This window comes from Vibrio sp. 10N.222.49.A3 (genome assembly GCF_041475145.1).
Lineage (GTDB): Bacteria > Pseudomonadota > Gammaproteobacteria > Enterobacterales > Vibrionaceae > Vibrio > Vibrio tasmaniensis_A.
In genome coordinates, this window is the sequence record NZ_JBFRVM010000045.1 from 1 (window position 1) to 15,920 (window position 15,920).

General features: G+C 46.0%; 13 protein-coding genes. 9 read left to right on the forward strand and 4 right to left on the reverse strand.

Features of this window, described 5'->3' with window-relative positions; translation table 11 throughout:
• Positions 1-70: 70 nt before the first annotated feature.
• A complete protein-coding gene (locus AB4589_RS09545) occupies positions 71-2,050 on the reverse strand; it encodes a methyl-accepting chemotaxis protein (protein ID WP_029223004.1) in 1,980 nt (659 codons plus the stop codon).
• A 425-nt stretch (positions 2,051-2,475) separates the two neighbouring features.
• On the opposite strand from AB4589_RS09545, the gene AB4589_RS09550 reads away from it, so the two are divergent.
• Positions 2,476-2,649, forward strand: coding sequence for a hypothetical protein (locus tag AB4589_RS09550; protein WP_012601113.1), 174 nt, complete (start codon positions 2,476-2,478; stop codon positions 2,647-2,649).
• A gap of 127 nt (positions 2,650-2,776) precedes the next feature.
• A complete protein-coding gene (locus tag AB4589_RS09555; protein WP_372100258.1) occupies positions 2,777-3,361 on the forward strand; it encodes a TetR/AcrR family transcriptional regulator in 585 nt (194 codons plus the stop codon).
• A gap of 117 nt (positions 3,362-3,478) precedes the next feature.
• On the opposite strand, the gene AB4589_RS09560 is transcribed toward AB4589_RS09555, so the two are convergent.
• Entirely contained in the window at positions 3,479-5,344 is a 1,866-nt protein-coding gene (locus AB4589_RS09560; protein WP_372100259.1) for a fructose-specific PTS transporter subunit EIIC, read from the reverse strand.
• Positions 5,345-5,587: 243 nt separating this feature from the next.
• On the opposite strand from AB4589_RS09560, the gene AB4589_RS09565 reads away from it, so the two are divergent.
• Both AB4589_RS09565 and AB4589_RS09570 read left to right on the forward strand, forming a co-directional pair.
• Positions 5,588-5,890, forward strand: coding sequence for a PTS fructose transporter subunit IIB (locus AB4589_RS09565; RefSeq protein ID WP_009846233.1), 303 nt, complete (start codon positions 5,588-5,590; stop codon positions 5,888-5,890).
• A 7-nt stretch (positions 5,891-5,897) separates the two neighbouring features.
• Positions 5,898-6,671: a PTS sugar transporter subunit IIA gene (locus AB4589_RS09570; RefSeq protein ID WP_372100261.1), complete on the forward strand. Its 774-nt coding sequence runs from the start codon at positions 5,898-5,900 to the stop codon at positions 6,669-6,671.
• Positions 6,672-6,733: 62 nt separating this feature from the next.
• Here the strand turns inward: AB4589_RS09570 and AB4589_RS09575 are convergent, their stop codons facing one another.
• Positions 6,734-7,573 carry a helix-turn-helix transcriptional regulator gene (locus AB4589_RS09575; RefSeq protein ID WP_029223612.1) on the reverse strand — a complete coding sequence of 280 codons (840 nt, stop codon included), beginning with the start codon at positions 7,571-7,573 and terminating at the stop codon, positions 6,734-6,736.
• 378 nt (positions 7,574-7,951) lie between these two features.
• Between AB4589_RS09575 and AB4589_RS09580 the strand changes: the two genes are divergently transcribed.
• The 4 genes from AB4589_RS09580 (at position 7,952) to AB4589_RS09595 (ending at position 13,279) form a co-directional block, all read left to right on the forward strand.
• The gene (locus tag AB4589_RS09580; protein ID WP_102582883.1) at positions 7,952-9,856 is read left to right on the forward strand and encodes a fructose-specific PTS transporter subunit EIIC; all 1,905 of its coding nucleotides are present in this window, start codon (positions 7,952-7,954) and stop codon (positions 9,854-9,856) included.
• 91 nt (positions 9,857-9,947) lie between these two features.
• Entirely contained in the window at positions 9,948-11,165 is a 1,218-nt protein-coding gene (gene manA / locus AB4589_RS09585) for a mannose-6-phosphate isomerase, class I (protein WP_372100260.1), read from the forward strand.
• Positions 11,166-11,412: 247 nt separating this feature from the next.
• Positions 11,413-11,853 (forward strand): PTS sugar transporter subunit IIA, encoded by a 441-nt coding sequence (locus AB4589_RS09590; RefSeq protein WP_076667127.1) that lies wholly within the window; start codon positions 11,413-11,415, stop codon positions 11,851-11,853.
• A 13-nt stretch (positions 11,854-11,866) separates the two neighbouring features.
• Entirely contained in the window at positions 11,867-13,279 is a 1,413-nt protein-coding gene (locus AB4589_RS09595) for a fructose-specific PTS transporter subunit EIIC (RefSeq protein WP_017097643.1), read from the forward strand.
• A gap of 95 nt (positions 13,280-13,374) precedes the next feature.
• Here the strand turns inward: AB4589_RS09595 and AB4589_RS09600 are convergent, their stop codons facing one another.
• Complete coding sequence (locus AB4589_RS09600; RefSeq protein WP_371710612.1) at positions 13,375-15,000, reverse strand: ABC transporter substrate-binding protein; 1,626 nt, start codon at positions 14,998-15,000, stop codon at positions 13,375-13,377.
• Between the two features lie 182 nt (positions 15,001-15,182).
• Between AB4589_RS09600 and mpaA the strand changes: the two genes are divergently transcribed.
• Positions 15,183-15,884, forward strand: a complete 702-nt coding sequence (gene mpaA, locus AB4589_RS09605) for a murein tripeptide amidase MpaA (protein ID WP_372100262.1) — start codon at positions 15,183-15,185, stop codon at positions 15,882-15,884.
• The last annotated feature ends 36 nt before the right edge of the window (positions 15,885-15,920 follow it).

Genomic DNA, 15,920 nt, shown 5'->3' on the forward strand with positions numbered 1-15,920 from the left:
AACTGATCGGCATTACCGCACTAGGCGGGACATTTTTTATATGCGATAGAAAGCTTCTAGCTCTGAGTTGCTAACTCTTAAACGTATTCGAGAGCTCTTTCAGCGATGTTGCCAACTCAGCCTGCTCTTTCGCTGTTGCAGCAATTTGCGTTGCGCCTGTCGTAGATTCTGTCGACTTCTGCTCTACCGCGACAACGTTCTGAGCAATATCTTGAGTCACTACTGCTTGCTCTTCAGTTGCGGTTGCGATCTGCTCTGCCATGCTGAATATTTCGCTCACAGCCCCTGAAATATCTTGCAGGGTCTGTTCTACTCCTCGTGAGTCTTCAACCGCTCTTGAAGACATCTTCTTGCTGTTATCAATCACATTGAATGCTGTCTGTACGTCAGATTGTAGCGAGTTAATGAAGCCTTCAATTTCCGAAGTGGACTGTTGCGTACGCTGAGCCAAAGTACGAACTTCATCGGCTACGACAGCAAAACCACGACCTTGTTCACCAGCTCGAGCGGCTTCAATCGCTGCATTTAACGCTAACAAATTGGTTTGTTCGGCAACAGATTTAATCACATCAATCACACTGTTAATGTTGTTGCTGCTTTCGTGTAGATGAGTGATTTTTTCAGCGAGGCCGTTAATCTCAGAAGCCAAGGTTTCTATCGACTCATAAGATTGTTGAACCGTGCTTAAACCTTGCTGTGATTGTTCATCAGCGATCTTCGCTGAGCTTGCCGTTTGCTGTGTTTTAGCCGCGACTTCATTCACCGTCGCTGATAGCTCTTCTGTTGCTGTCGCAATCAAGCCAATCTGGTCTTGCTGTTCAACTAAGGTGCTTGAGTTGTATTGGCAAGTTTGCGCCGTCTCTTCTGCTGCTGAAGCAAGTGTCAGGCTAGATTGAGATAGGTTATCGATAACTTGAGAAAACTTCTCTAATGTTTCATTAAGCGACGATGAGATTTGACCCAGCTCACTATTACCTTCGTAAGTCGCACGAACGGTTAAGTCATTGTCATTTCGGACTTTAGAAAGCACTCGCGTTAGATCTTTAACTCGAGTCGTTAAATCAGTAATGGCTTTGAAGCTAACAAAAGTTGCGAACAAAGTGATCACAACAAACATCACAATGCTGCCCATCATTGCTGATTGAGCTTGCTGAGTTTTCTGATCCGTCAGTGTAATAAGAGACTCTGCTAACTGATTTTCAGTCTTCTTCAGCTGAACAATTCGTGCCGTCGATTGAGCAAACCAATAAACAGGATCGACATCAAAACCACTCATTTTCGATTCAGCCACATCACGAAGTTTTTCCACTTCAGCCACCGAGCGATCATTCAGTTGCTGTTTAAAGAAATCAACGTTATCTGGGTTACCCAAAACTTCAAAGTTCGCAAAATATGTATTTTGCTCGGTTACCAAAGAGATGAATTTAACCAACATACCCGGGCCAAATTCATTTTTAGAAAAGGTGTTGTTGAGAACCGCACGTTCGATACCCGCACGCTCTTTGCCTTGTAGAAAGTTATAGTAGGCGATGGTTTCTGTCGTGATGGTGGCATCAGTACTTAGCTCAGCAATTAATGCAGATACACTCAATAACTTAGCATTAAGTTTGGTGTAGTAACCTAATGCTTCAGAAAGCGGAATTGATTGAGAATCCACTCTATTGCGAATCGAAGTAATTTGGTTGAGACTTTGGCTGATTTCAGTATTCAGACGCGCGATCTGCGATAAGCCGATTTCTTCAGACTGCCAGTACTCGGTTCTTTGATTGCGTTTGCTGTCTGCGTTAATTCTTTGTGCTTTTAGCTCACTGCCAAACTTGTTTCCCTGTGACCCGATAAAACCAGCCGTCATACCACGCTCTTTCTGTAACTCGTGCACCAACTCACTGTACACAACCGACAAACGCGTAAGTTGGTTTAATGACGACATTTCACTGGTGGTTTCTACGCCTTTTGAAATGGCAGAAACACTAAGCCATAAAAACCCTAAGATCGGTAAGATAAGCAAAGCGATGATTTTTTGCTTAAATGACATATCGGTTAAATTCATTATTATTTCCCTAACAACTAACAAATCTTCTCAGTCATCGAATTTGGCTTCCTTCTAACGGGTGCGCCTTAATTGTGACTCTATAATTATTCAAGCTGACCTATGTAAACCATGACCTAACTACACAGTTCAGCGCAGAGGACGTTAACATTTAACCTTATAAAACTCATTGGTTTATGAATAAAACTGTTAACTATCTGACTTAACCAGACGAAAAATACGTGTAACAACATTTCTCTGACGCAGTGACTAAAAATTGACACACACTGCATAATCATAAAGTGGTAGACCAGCACTCACTGTGTAACCCTTACCAAGCTGTTCACTCACGAGCATCTATATATTCAGTCTCAAATATGTATACTGCCGAGCTTATTAAGTAGAAGCTCGCAGTAAATATGCGACAACAGCTGAGAGGTATTTTTATGGATTGCCCCGCTTGCGAAGAACACATTGGATGGGAATGGGTAGAAGAGGAAGCAATCGAACCCAATGAAGAATTCGATTGCCCAGAGTGCAAAGAAACGCTGATGTACACCATCGATGAAGGTACCTATTACGGCGCACAACATAAAACCGTCGAAGTTGTTGATGATTAGAGTTTTTTATTACCGATTAATGCTATCGATCTTTGCGAGATTGCCAGAGTAACCAGACACTCCTTTACTAGAACGAGTGTTCATCTTAAAATATTGAACATATGTTCAGATTAATGAAGTAGATGTTATGGCCAAGACAGCGAAGTTCGATAGACAAGACGTAGTAGATAAAGCGACTAACCTGTATTGGGAAAAGGGCTTTCACGCAACTTCTATGCGCAATCTACAGGACGTGATTGATATGCGTCCGGGCAGCATCTACGCGGCTTTTGGCAGCAAAGAAGGCTTGTTTAAAGAAACATTAGCTCGTTATACCGAACTCGGCATTCTCAACCTGAACCGCTTACGCAGCGAAACCGACTCTCCAATCAAAGCACTAGAAAACTTCGTAAAACGTGCCGTTGTCGAATCGAAACAAAGCGCGCCTAACGGCATGTGTATGCTGGCTAAAACAGTAGCTGAACTGACGGATGAGCACGCTGAATTATTAGAAGAAGCCAAGAAATCACTCAAAATCATGGAAGGCGAGTTCGCCAAACTGATTGCCGAAGCGCAAGAACTTGGTGAGATCAGCAAAGAACGCAAACCGACTCAACTTGCTCGCCACGTTCAGGTTCAAATTGCAGGGCTACGCACTTATGCAAAAACCTGCGATGACATAGAACTACTCAACTCAATGGTTGAAGACATCTTCAAGTACCACCCTTTTTAAGAGCTGAACTTATCTGTAGCCATACAAAAAGACTCCACTGTTAGCTAAAGGCTAGAGCGGAGTCTTTTTAGTTTTGATCTAGTTAACTTTATAGATGATTAACTTATAGTTTAACGGTTATACCTTTCTCATAATCAACGCCTGCGCATTAAGCATCGCTTCCTTAGTGCTGACATCTAAGGTTTTCACGTTCGCAAAGCGTTCGATCTCTTTAATTGCCACATCATGAGCAAAAATCACCAACCTCGCCCGTTCAATATCTTTTTGTGTGATGCGATTGCCGATTCCGTTGGCACCCTGCGTTTCGACTTTAATCCGAACCCCAAGATGATGAGCCGCCTTTTCCAAAGACCTAGCCGCAAGAAACGTATGAGCAACACCAGATGGACAAGAAGTGATCGCCAATACATCCGCTTGCCCTTCTTCCGTTACCGAGCCACCCGTGAACTGATTAGAATTCGCTTCGCCTTCGACCACGTTCTTTTTCAGCAGTATCACAATCAGAGCCGTCGTTAGAGCACCTGCTAGTGTGCCGACGATATAGCCAATCTTGCCATCAACCACTGGCAATACAATCCAGCCGCCCCATGGTGCATGGTTCACTACATGGAACATAAAGCCGACCACGTTACCAACTACGCCACCAGCAACAACAGCAGGCAGAACGCGCGCAGGATCGGCTGCGGCAAAAGGAATCGCGCCTTCACTGATGCCAATCATTCCCATGATGCCTGCGGCTTTTCCGGCTTCTCGTTCGTCTCGTTTGAACTTCTTAGGTGATATAAAAGTGGCAAGAGCCATGCCTAATGGCGGTGTACAAATTGCTATCCCGACGCCGCCCATCAACCATGGCTGGGTATTCACCTGCGTTTGAGCAAACAGCGTTGCGACCTTATTGATCGGGCCACCCATATCAAAGGCCGTCATCGCACCCAAAATGCTACCCAACACCACTTTTCCTGAGCCTGCCATGCCAGTCAGCATTTGGTTCATCTCTAGCATCACTTGGGCAATAGGAGAACCAATCACCCACATCACCGCACCACAGGTAACAAAGGTGCCGACTAGTGGATAGATGAAGATCGAGCTCAGCGAGATCATGCTGTCTGGCAGCTTGATCTTCTTAAGTAGATTAACCACAAAGCCCGCGAAGAAACCGACCACTATCGCACCGAGGAATCCGGTGTTGTATTGATTGACCGCGACCCAAGAGCCTATCATTCCGGGCGCTAAACCCGGTTTGTCAGCCATCGAATACGCGATGTAACCACCAAGTACCGCAGTAAACAGGGTTAACCCCGCGATGCCCATCTGTGCAATGTCAGCCAGAACACCGCTCTCAGGCACTGCGCCATGACCCGACATCATTACCGACAGAGACAACAGAACCCCACCCGCAACCACGAATGGGATCATGTGTGACGTGCCGTACAGCAGGTGTTCTTTGAGGCGATTAAGAGATTGAGCCCAAGGGCTGAGCGGCTCGACATACACTTCATGATGGCTTGAGGCGTAACTATCGAACGATTCAGAATTCACTTCGAGAAACAACTCTTGAGCTTCCTCTACCGACTCAACAGCCTTTAATTTTGTAACAAAGTCATCTTCAATCAGTTTGGTCGAGATCTGAGCCAACACCTCGATATGATGGTCATCGTTGTTATCGGGCGAAGCAAGCATGAAGAACACATCAGACAGCTCACCGCCGTCTGCGCCATAATCGATACCCGTTCGGCTAATACCTACCGCCACAGCAGGTTTAGCTACAGCAGTGCTTTTCGCGTGTGGAATCGCAATACCATCATCAAAGCCCGTATTACCAATGGCCTCACGCTTCCAGATATCATCAAGGAACTCACTTTTATTGGAGAGCTTACCTGCGCGGTCAAGCAGTTCGACAAGCTCTTCAAATACCGCCTGTTTAGAGTCTGCCTTTAAATCCAGACAGATAATCTCCGGCTCTATAATGTCAGTGATGTCCATGTGCTGCCTCGTCCGAGTACCAATTTAAGTAAATGAGATAAAGAGGTTAATAATATGAAAAGACTAACGAGGCAAGGCCGCTCGATATATAGGACGAAAGGTGCATTAACTGGATAATTGTAACCAAGAAGCAAGAGTGTGACGTTCACCTTTGAATTAAAAACGGGAATCCATAAACTTCCTAGATTCAGATAGTCCCATCGATCCAAGTAAACTGTCGATCTAAGCACACCGAGAATAATAATGAGAATTGTAGCGGTAACTGCGTGCCCTACAGGCATTGCGCACACCTATATGGCAGCTGATGCACTAAATAAAACAGCCCCAAAATTCAATGTTTCAATCAAGGTTGAGACTCAAGGCGCTATGGGGATTGAAAACTTACTGACAGGCCAGGATATTACCCTCGCAGACAAAGTGTTGATCGTCTCTGATATCGACATCGAACAACCAAGCCGATTTGACCCCGCGAAAACCGTCTTCATTCCCATGGAAGAAGTGTTATTGAGTGTCGATAAAGTCTTTATCAAGCATTGTCGAACTTAAACCTTTCATGAATGAATATCAGATCACCTTCTTCGTTGACGATCCTGCCGCGAACTCACACGTCGCGCAGCCGTTGACTCGTTTAGCGAAGAAGTTCAAAAGCAACATCCGCATTATCAACATCACTCAAAATCGAACCGCTGATCTCTCCAAATCTGTCGCGATGTTACAAGTGGGTTTACTCCGGGGGGATTTGTGTCAGATAACCGCGGTAGGGATTGATGCTGAACTCGCATGTTTTGTAATAAAAGACGTGATTGCTGAGCATTACGACATGGTTGGCTCACAAGTGAATCATGAGTTCTCGAACGACTTAATCCAGCGTATGCCTCAGATATGCCCGCCTTGTGACATCAAGTGGCACCACGCTAAGGCGCAAACTCAACTGACAAAATTTGAGTGCTTGAAAGGGCTCGCTCACCTCGTTTATCCACAAGATCCAGATGAGCTGATTTTGGCTTTCATTAAGCGAGAAGAACGCTCTTCAACCTGCGTGTCACCAGGTATCGCACTGCCCCATGTGATGTTTGAATCTACTCAAGATCTCTCGATCGCGGTGATCGTCAGTGACAACCCGATTGACTGGGCATCTCAAATTGGCCAAGTACACGTAGCTATCGCTTTAGTACTGCCAACCAAGCCACAACGAGAACATATTATTGCAGCCACCAATTTAACGCGAAACCTGCTCCACGATCAGGTCAATGAACGTCTGCAAAAAACCAGAAGCAGTGTCGATCTGCAAGCACTGTTGATGTACATATCATCTCGCCTGCTTTAAGGCTACTCACTCAAAAATACGGCTCAACAAAAAATACACTCCGACTTAAAAAGACGGCTTAACTAAATAGAACCACGATATTCAGTCGGCGTTCTTCCGGTGCGATTCTTAAATACTCGACAGAAGTAGTTCACATCCTTAAAACCACAACGCACAGCCACTTCATTGAGCTTGAAGTTGTACTTCTTGAGCATGAACTTAGCGCGGTCGACACGAACTCGGGTAATGTATTCTGCTAGCGTCATGTGGCCTTGTTGACGGAACATTCGCGACAAGTGATTGGATGAAATGCTAAAGCGCGAGGCAATGCTGTCTCGGGTGATCTGGCGGTGGAAGTTCTCTTGAATGTAGATACAAATCCCCTGATACACATCCTGTACTCGGCTATGAGATTTTTCTACGGGCGCTTCCAGCATGGTTTTACTGTATTGCAATAGAGCTTGCAGTAATAACTCATCCATCGGCTGCTTGTTACTCTCGCGCGCTAGTGAGCTGAGCGCCTCCAGAATGTTATCAATCGCAAACCCTGAACGAGTCTGAATACTGTGCTTTTGAATATCGTAAAAACTCTCCTCGCCTTTACGCTTACTCACCAAACTTAAACCAAGCTGACGACGACCAAATAGCATGCTCAACACCGAACAGTCGGTATCCCAGTTAGGTTTATTCCAGCAGTTCGGTGGGATGAAAATTGCGTCTCCGGCTTTGGCGATAACGTTGGTTATTTTGCGATCATGACTCTCCATTTCATTAATATACTCTCCGTCTAGCACTAACTCTAAGCGCGGAAAATTCACCTGATAACTGCATGCTGAAGGCGTGTGAAAATCTCCAGCAAACCAGATGTTGTGAAATGGTTCTCGCTCATTTAACACAGACGAGATTAAGTCATGAAATATCATTATTCGAACTCTAGTGGGCAGCAATAAGGCTACGAGAATAGATATACCCCTTAGTGAAACATAGCGCTATTGAGCAAAATCACAATTTGAGATCTAGGTTACAAAAATCCAGTCACGGAAATAAATTTCCAGTAACGAAACTGACCTAGCACGTTTCTGACTGGATAAACAAATGCGCTACAGCCCTTATAAATAAAAGCCTCAACACATCTTAAACTCTGTCAACACCGCCCTAAAAACGCTCACTCTACCGATCAAAATCACACTCCATTTATAACGCAACAATCATCCAGTAAATGCATTTTTTCTTCACTACAGAAGGTAAGCCGTAGATTCCAGAATACCCCTAACAAAATAAAAACAGAGTAGGGGTTCATTATGATCACGACATTGATCAATCAAGATTTGATTAAGCTTTCGCTTAGCGCTAATTCAAAAGAAGACGTATTTAAAGAGCTGATAGACGTGCTGTACGCACAAGGCAGAATCTCAGACAAAGCACAGTTTCTTGCCGACATTAAGGCGAGAGAAGAACAAGGCAATACCGGATTTGAAGAAGGCATTGCCCTGCCACACGCGAAAAGCAGCGCGGTGATCAAACCTGCGGTTGTTATCGGCGTCCATCAACAGGGCATCGAGTACGGCGCCGATGACGGTCAGCCATCAAAACTCTTCTTCATGATTGCCTCTCCTGATGGCGGTGATAATCACCACATCGAAGTACTGGCAGAGCTTTCTTCAAAACTGATTGAAGAAGGTTTCATCGAAAACTTCATGAATGCCGACTCTGAACAAGCGGCGTTAGAGCTACTGCTTACCAAACCTGAACCATCAGAAACGGAAAACAACGTTGAGAAACAAGGCTTCATCATTGGTGTGACCGGTTGCCCAGCTGGCGTTGCACACACTTATTTGGCCGCTGAAGCACTAGAGAAAGGCGCAGCGGCTCTTGGCTACGACATCAAGGTCGAAACTAACGGTTCTATTGGTGTTAAAAACAGCCCGACTCAAGAAGAGATCGAACGTGCAGACGCGATTGTCGTGGCTTGTGATAAACAGGTCGACATGGCTCGCTTTGCCGGAAAACGTGTCATTAGCACCAACGTAAAAGCGCCAATCAAAGATGCGCAAGGCTTGATTAAGCAAGCTCTTAATGCACCTAGTTACCAAGCTGAACAAACGCCGACCAACCAATCTGTTGTAGAAAAAGCCTCACAAGCGCGTTCAGACCTTTATCGTTACTTGATGAATGGCGTATCTCACATGATCCCATTCGTGGTGACTGGCGGCCTTTTGATTGCCCTAGCACTAGCCATTGGCGGTGAGCCAAGTGAATCAGGCATGGCGATTCCTGCTGGCAGCATGTGGAACCAAATTCTAGAAGTCGGTGTGGTTGCCTTCACATTGATGATCCCAATCTTGGCGGGCTACATTGCTTACGCGATTGCTGACCGCCCTGCTCTAACCCCAGGTTTGATTGGCGGTTGGATTGCCAACAACGGTTCTTTCTACGGCGCTGACGCAGGTACAGGCTTCATCGGCGCAATCATTGCCGGTCTATTGGTCGGCTACTTCGTTAAATGGATTACCTCGTTTAACTACCACAAATTCGTTCAACCGCTTGTGCCTATCATGATCGCTCCGATCACTGGCTCTTTGTTCATCGCAGGTCTGTTCATTTTTGTTATCGGCGCACCTATCGCTGGGCTGATGGATGCTCTTACTGCACTACTAACGAGCATGAGCACAGGCAACGTGGTTCTGCTTGGCATCGTCCTTGGTGGCATGGCCGGTTTCGATATGGGCGGCCCATTCAACAAGGTGGCATTCCTATTCTCGGTCGGCATGATTGCCAGCGGTCAAACTCAGTTCATGGGTGCAATGGCATGTGCAATTCCTGTCGCTCCATTGGGTATGGCTATCGCAACCAGACTTGGCCGTAAGTTCGACCTATTCGAATCTTCTGAAATCGAAGCAGGTAAGGCAGCAGGCGCAATGGGCTTGGTGGGTATCTCTGAAGGTGCGATTCCTTTCGCGGCTCAAGATCCAATGTCGGTTATCCCTGCCAACGTGCTTGGTTCAATGACGGCAGCTGTTATGGCGTTCTCATTCGGTATCACCAACAGCGTTGCTCACGGTGGTCCGGTTGTTGCTCTACTAGGCGCAATGAACTACCCAATGCTGGCACTTCTGTGCATGGCATCAGGTGCGGGTGTGACTGCGGTTACTTGTATCGCGCTTAAAAATCTACGCAAAGCCAAGCTAACGACAGCAGCGGCTTAAGCCATTTCAACTCCAATGGCTTGAGCCCTTCTACTCGCATTTCAATAGGTCGAGTAGAGCTCAAGCCATGTTCCCCTTCATGGTGATTTCGATGTCTGATTTTTCTTTAGCGAACGACTCGTTCGTACAACGCTTTTTCTACCCTATGACTAACGTGATTCAAAACTACGCATGGGGTAGTCCTTCTTCGTTTAGCCAACTGTTTGGTATTGATAACCAATCTGGTGAACCGCAAGCGGAGATCTGGATGGGTGCTCACCCGAATGGTTGCTCAATGGTCACTGATAACGGGCAGCAGACTACATTATCGAGCTTGATTTCTAAGAACCTAAACCTGTTTTTAAGCGAGAAAGTAGCAAGTCGTTTTGGTGAGCTGCCATATCTATTCAAGGTGTTAGCTGCTGAGAAAGCGCTCTCGGTTCAAGTACACCCGAACAAGCAGCAAGCGGAATCTGGCTATGCACTAGAAGAGCAGCAAGGCATTCCGATGACAGCGGGGAACCGTAACTACAAGGATGCCAACCACAAGCCAGAACTGGTGTATGCCCTAACAGACTACACCGCGATGAATGGTTTTCGATCAATCAGCGAGATTCTTGAGCACTTCCACTACCTCGATATTCCAGAGCTGCATTCGATGGTAAACGATCTCGCGGGCGATCAAACCCCCAATGGTTTAGCGAGTTTCTTCGCGAGCTTATTGTCTTTGCAAGGAGAACAAAAAGGCATGGCGCTGACTATGTTACTGATGAAGGCCAAGCTTTCAGATACACCTGTGTTTCAGTTGATTTCAGAGCTGGAAGCTCAATACCCAGGTGATGTCGGCTTGTTCGCTCCGCTGCTATTGAACGTGATCACCTTAAAGCCGGGGCAAGCCATGTATCTGGATGCCGAGACTCCCCACGCTTACATCAAGGGTACAGGCTTAGAAATCATGGCGAACTCAGACAATGTGCTGCGTGCCGGGTTAACGCCTAAGTACATGGACGTGAACGAACTGGTTTCTTGTACTCGATTTAATGAAAAGCCTGCGGATAGATTATTGCTCAGCCCGATTGAGCAAGGTGATGTGATGGAATACCAAATTCCAGTCGAAGATTTTAAGTTCTCTATCGTGCAAAACTCACATCAACGACAGATCACGACCGAAGGTGCCGAGATCCTGTTGCCACTCGACGAATCTATGGTGCTCACTCATCAATGTGGTGAAACCTGCGTGATAGAGAAAGGCCAGTCGGTGTTTATTCCTGCTTATGCTGAGAGTTACAAACTGGACTGCTTTGGACGTGTGGCGCGCGCTTACAGCTAGCTCCATCACCACTAATCACACGCTATCTATGCCCTGCTGTTGCGGGGCATTTTTGTTTCTGATGAGACCAGTCGGCGTATCAAAAACGCCATCAAATATGACCTATCTCACACTGCATTAATGATGCAAATCACACTTAATTTTGCTGGATACAAATGTACAGTGAAGGGCTTTTATTTGCTATTTCGCGAATCGGGTTAATCCATTAATTTTAATTCAAGAACTTCAATAGTGAATGAGTTAATAAATGATCACACAGCTAACTAACGTCAACTTAATTAATAACAACCTTCAAGCGAATAATAAAAAAGAACTGTTTGAAGAATTGGCAAGCATGTTATTTGAAAACAATCGAATCAGTAATAAAGAAGCCTTCTTGGCAGACATCGAAATTCGTGAATCTCAAAGCATTACCTCAATGGACGGTATCGCTTATCCGCACTCAAAAAGCAAGGCTGTCACTGAGCCAGCAATCGCTGTCGGTGTTAAGCGTGAAGGCATTGAGTATGGCGATGAAGACGGCATCAACCCAACCGTATTTTTTATGATCGCATCACCAGACAACGGTGCTGACCATCATATTTATGTACTACAAGAACTGTTTGGAAAATTCAGCGATGAATTTATCCAGAATATCCATAACGCAAAAGATGAACATCAAATCCTTAATATTTTAATTAATTCATAAGGCGTAGAAAATTATGAGTACCCTAGCAAATCAAGCTACCAATACTAGCAATAAAAATAGTAGTAGCGACTATAAAAAAATCCTCAGTACCATGAAAGGCCATCTGCTTTTCGGTACATCACACATGCTGCCTTTCATCGTAGCCGGTGGTGTTCTATTGGCTTTAGCGGTAATGGCATCAGGCAAAGGTGCTGTACCTGCAGACGGCCTGCTAGCAGACATCTCTAATATCGGTATCAAAGGCCTTGTTCTTTTCCCAATCATTCTTGGCGGCTTTATTGGTTACTCAATTGCAGATAAACCAGCACTGGCACCTGCGATGATCTCTTCTGGCATCATGGCTGACATGGGCGGCGGCTTCCTTGGTTGTATCGTGGCTGGCTTTATCGCCGGTGGCGTGGTGTTCCAACTTAAGAAGATCCCGCTTTCTACCAACATGACTGCGCTAGGTGCTTACTTTATCTACCCGCTTCTAGGCACGTTAATCTCTGCCGGCATCGTACTGTGGGGCATTGGTGAGCCAATCAAACTGTTCATGTCTTCAATGAACGAGTTCCTAGCTTCAATGGCTGGCGCGTCTAAGATGGTTCTGGGCACAATCCTTGGTGGTATGACGGCGTTTGATATGGGCGGCCCTATCAACAAAGTAGCAACGCTATTTGCTCAAACTCAAGTAGACACTCAACCTTGGTTAATGGGCGGTGTAGGCATCGCGATTTGTACACCACCTCTAGGTATGGCATTGGCGACTTTCCTATTCAAAAACAAGTTCTCTAAACAGGAGCAAGAAGCAGGTAAAGCAGCAGCAATCATGGGTTCTATCGGTATCTCTGAAGGTGCTATCCCATTCGCAGCGAATGACCCAATGCGCGTACTTCCTTCAATCGTTGCCGGTGGTATCGTGGGCTGTGTATTCGGCTTCATGACAGACGTTCTACTACACGCACCTTGGGGCGGCCTAATCACAGCACCAGTATCAAGTAACATTCCAATGTACGTGGTCGGTATTGCGCTAGGTTCACTAACTACGGCGGTTATCGTTGGCTTCTGGAAGCCAGTAGCGGTTGAAACAGAAGAAGACATGGTTGAAGCGCCAGTACAAGCTCAAACAGCTCCTGTAGCAGGCGAAGGCGAGTACGACATCGTAGCCGTAACATGTTGCCCTTCTGGTGTTGCACACACCTTCATGGCAGCGAAAGCACTGGAAAAAGCAGGCTTGGCAGCAGGCCTTAAGATTAAGGTAGAAACTCAAGGTCAAAACGGTATTCAGAACCGCATCAGCGACCTAGATGTAGCGAACGCGAGACTGGTTATCTTGGCTCACGATATTCAAGTGAAAGACGCTCACCGCTTTGCTAACGCGAACGTGATTGAGTGTTCAACCAAGGAAGCGATGAAGAAAGCCGCGGACATGGTGGCTATTTAAAGCCTGAAACAAGTTAGAAGATAAAATTACTACCCCCTACCCCATTCGCCTTGTCAGCGAATGGGGATTTATATTTATATAATGTTCAAAGCTTTTTACTGCTTGATATAAAGATCCTTAGAATAGATGCGGCCTTCAACGTTATTCTTCGCAAAGCCGCCAACACTTGGTCGCACTAGACGAGCCTGCATGTAGTAGTAGATTGGCGCGATCGGCATATCTTCAGCCAGTAACTGCTCCGCTTGGTCATAGAAACCTTGGCGTTCTTGCTCATTAGTTGCAGCCAATGCGCTATCCATTGCTGAGTCGTACTTGTCGTTGTTGTAACGAGCAAAGTTACCTGAAGATTCAGAACGCAGAAGGCTTAAGAAGGTCGACGCTTCATTGTAATCACCACACCAAGACGCTCGCATCACATCAAAATCACCTTGTCGACGTGACACTAAGTAAGACTTCCACTCTTGGTTTTCCAACTCAACTTGCGCGCCTAGATTGCTTTTCAGCATAGATGCAATCGCCACCGCAATCGACTTATTCGATTCACTGGTGTTGTAAAGCAATTTAAAATCTAGCGGGTTAGAAGCATCGTATCCGGCTTCTTTCAGCAACTCTTTCGCCTTTTGGTCACGGTCCCTTTGAATCCATGTACTGTACTCAGGTTGAGTGGCATCAAAACCTGCCGTGTATTCATGAGCAAAGGTATAAGCTGGTAAGTTACCTACTTGAGTCACTCCATTAGTAATCACATTGCGCATCATGGAATAAGACACCGCTTTACGCACTCGCGCATCATCAAACGGAGGGCGCGTGGTATTGAACGCGTAATAGTAAGTACACAATAAAGGTACCGCTGTATACGCGTCTTGATATTTCATTTTTAGCTGCTGCGCCATGTGTGTCGGCACATCAGACGTAATATCGACCTCGCCCACCGCATAGCGATTAATCGACGCATTCTGGTTCTCAAACGGAATGTAAGTCACTTGGGTTAAGTGCGTATCTGAACTGTCCCAATAATTAGGGTTCTTCTCCAGTTCAATGCGCTCGTTAACCACCCACTCGCCTAAAACAAACGCACCATTGCCAACAAACTGCTTCGGATCGCTCCACGGCTTATCGCTGTTTTCTAGCGTTGCCTTGTGAACGGGCATCATTGAAGTATGGCCTGTCATCGCCACAAAGTATGGCACTTGGCTATCGAGTTCGAATTTCACCGTATGCTTATCAACAGCCGTGATACCGAGCTCTTCAACGGGCTTCTTACCTTCAGCTACATCAGCGATGTTGTTGATTTGAGTAAGCTTGAGATACCACACATTTGGCGAAGCGAGTTTCGGGTCAACCGCGCGTCTTATCGCATACACGAAATCATCGGCTGTCACCGGATCGCCATTCGACCATTGCGCATCTTTACGCAAGTGGAATACAAACGTCTGGTTGTCTTCGGTTTCCCAAGATTCCGCGACACCTGGAGTGATGTTGCCATCGCGATCTTGGATCACTAAACCTTCAAACAGGTCACGTAGAATGTGCATTTCAGGCAAGCCTTCTGCCTTTGCCGGATCGAGTGTCGCAGCTTCTGCATCATTGGCTCGCACCAAATGTTGGTCTTTTGCCAGTGAAACACCAGCAGGTAAGGTTTCAGCAACGGCAGTCACTGAGATAAAAGGGGTCAATAAAGATGAAATGAGTAAAGCCGTTGAATGTTTTTTAAAATCCATGTTTGTTTGCTCTCCTAGCCTATCTTTGAAGCAAGTAATAAAATTAACAATGCGACGGTTGACGAGTTTTGACGCTATGGTTTATTTAAAGGGGTTCATCTAATGGACTTAGTTAATGATTAATATAGCCAATAGTGAATACTTGATAGTACTTGATCAATCAGGAGATTAAGGTGAGTTTAATTCCAAGAACGGAAAGAGCTGCGTTTTCGATAAAGCCGCTGTCATATGGAAAATCGGTGTTGGGTGCACCTTTGCTCTATTTCCCCGCGCAAATCGAAAGCGAATCTCGCGGGCTGATCTTAGCGGGCACACACGGTGATGAAACCGCATCTATCGCGGGTTTATCTTGCGCGCTAAGAAGCTTACCTGCCGCCAACTTGCGACACGATGTGATCTTATCGATGAACCCAGACGGCAATCAACTAGGCACTCGCGCCAACGCTAACCAAGTCGATTTAAACCGCGCCTTTCCGACTCAAAACTGGACAGAAAACGGCACCGTCTATCGCTGGAGTTCTCACACCCCAGTCAGAGATGTAAAAGTTAAAACGGGACAAGCCAATCTGCTTGAACCGGAAGTGCAATCGCTCATCAACCTCATCGAACAGCGTAAGCCTAAATTCGTCATCTCTTTCCACGAACCACTCGCCATGGTCGACGACCCAACTCAATCAGAACTCGCCACTTGGCTAGGCAAGCAGTTCAACCTACCACTCGTCGAAGACGTTGATTACGAAACCCCAGGCTCATTCGGCACATGGTGCCAAGAAAGAAACCTACCGTGTATTACCGTAGAGCTGCCGCCAGTATCTGCGGATCTGACCATTGAGCAATATTTGGATGCGTTTGTGACTGTGTTGGGGTGTGAGGGGGTTGTCTAAAGACAGGGTTGTTTAAAGATTGATCTGCTCCAGTCA

Coding starts and splice junctions, on each gene's coding strand:
- AB4589_RS09545 (WP_029223004.1), bottom strand. CDS start 2,050: ATGAATTTAACCGATATGTCATTTAAGCAAAAAATCATCGCTTTGCTT.
- AB4589_RS09550 (WP_012601113.1), top strand. CDS start 2,476: ATGGATTGCCCCGCTTGCGAAGAACACATTGGATGGGAATGGGTAGAA.
- AB4589_RS09555 (WP_372100258.1), top strand. CDS start 2,777: ATGGCCAAGACAGCGAAGTTCGATAGACAAGACGTAGTAGATAAAGCG.
- AB4589_RS09560 (WP_372100259.1), bottom strand. CDS start 5,344: ATGGACATCACTGACATTATAGAGCCGGAGATTATCTGTCTGGATTTA.
- AB4589_RS09565 (WP_009846233.1), top strand. CDS start 5,588: ATGAGAATTGTAGCGGTAACTGCGTGCCCTACAGGCATTGCGCACACC.
- AB4589_RS09570 (WP_372100261.1), top strand. CDS start 5,898: ATGAATGAATATCAGATCACCTTCTTCGTTGACGATCCTGCCGCGAAC.
- AB4589_RS09575 (WP_029223612.1), bottom strand. CDS start 7,573: ATGATATTTCATGACTTAATCTCGTCTGTGTTAAATGAGCGAGAACCA.
- AB4589_RS09580 (WP_102582883.1), top strand. CDS start 7,952: ATGATCACGACATTGATCAATCAAGATTTGATTAAGCTTTCGCTTAGC.
- manA (WP_372100260.1), top strand. CDS start 9,948: ATGTCTGATTTTTCTTTAGCGAACGACTCGTTCGTACAACGCTTTTTC.
- AB4589_RS09590 (WP_076667127.1), top strand. CDS start 11,413: ATGATCACACAGCTAACTAACGTCAACTTAATTAATAACAACCTTCAA.
- AB4589_RS09595 (WP_017097643.1), top strand. CDS start 11,867: ATGAGTACCCTAGCAAATCAAGCTACCAATACTAGCAATAAAAATAGT.
- AB4589_RS09600 (WP_371710612.1), bottom strand. CDS start 15,000: ATGGATTTTAAAAAACATTCAACGGCTTTACTCATTTCATCTTTATTG.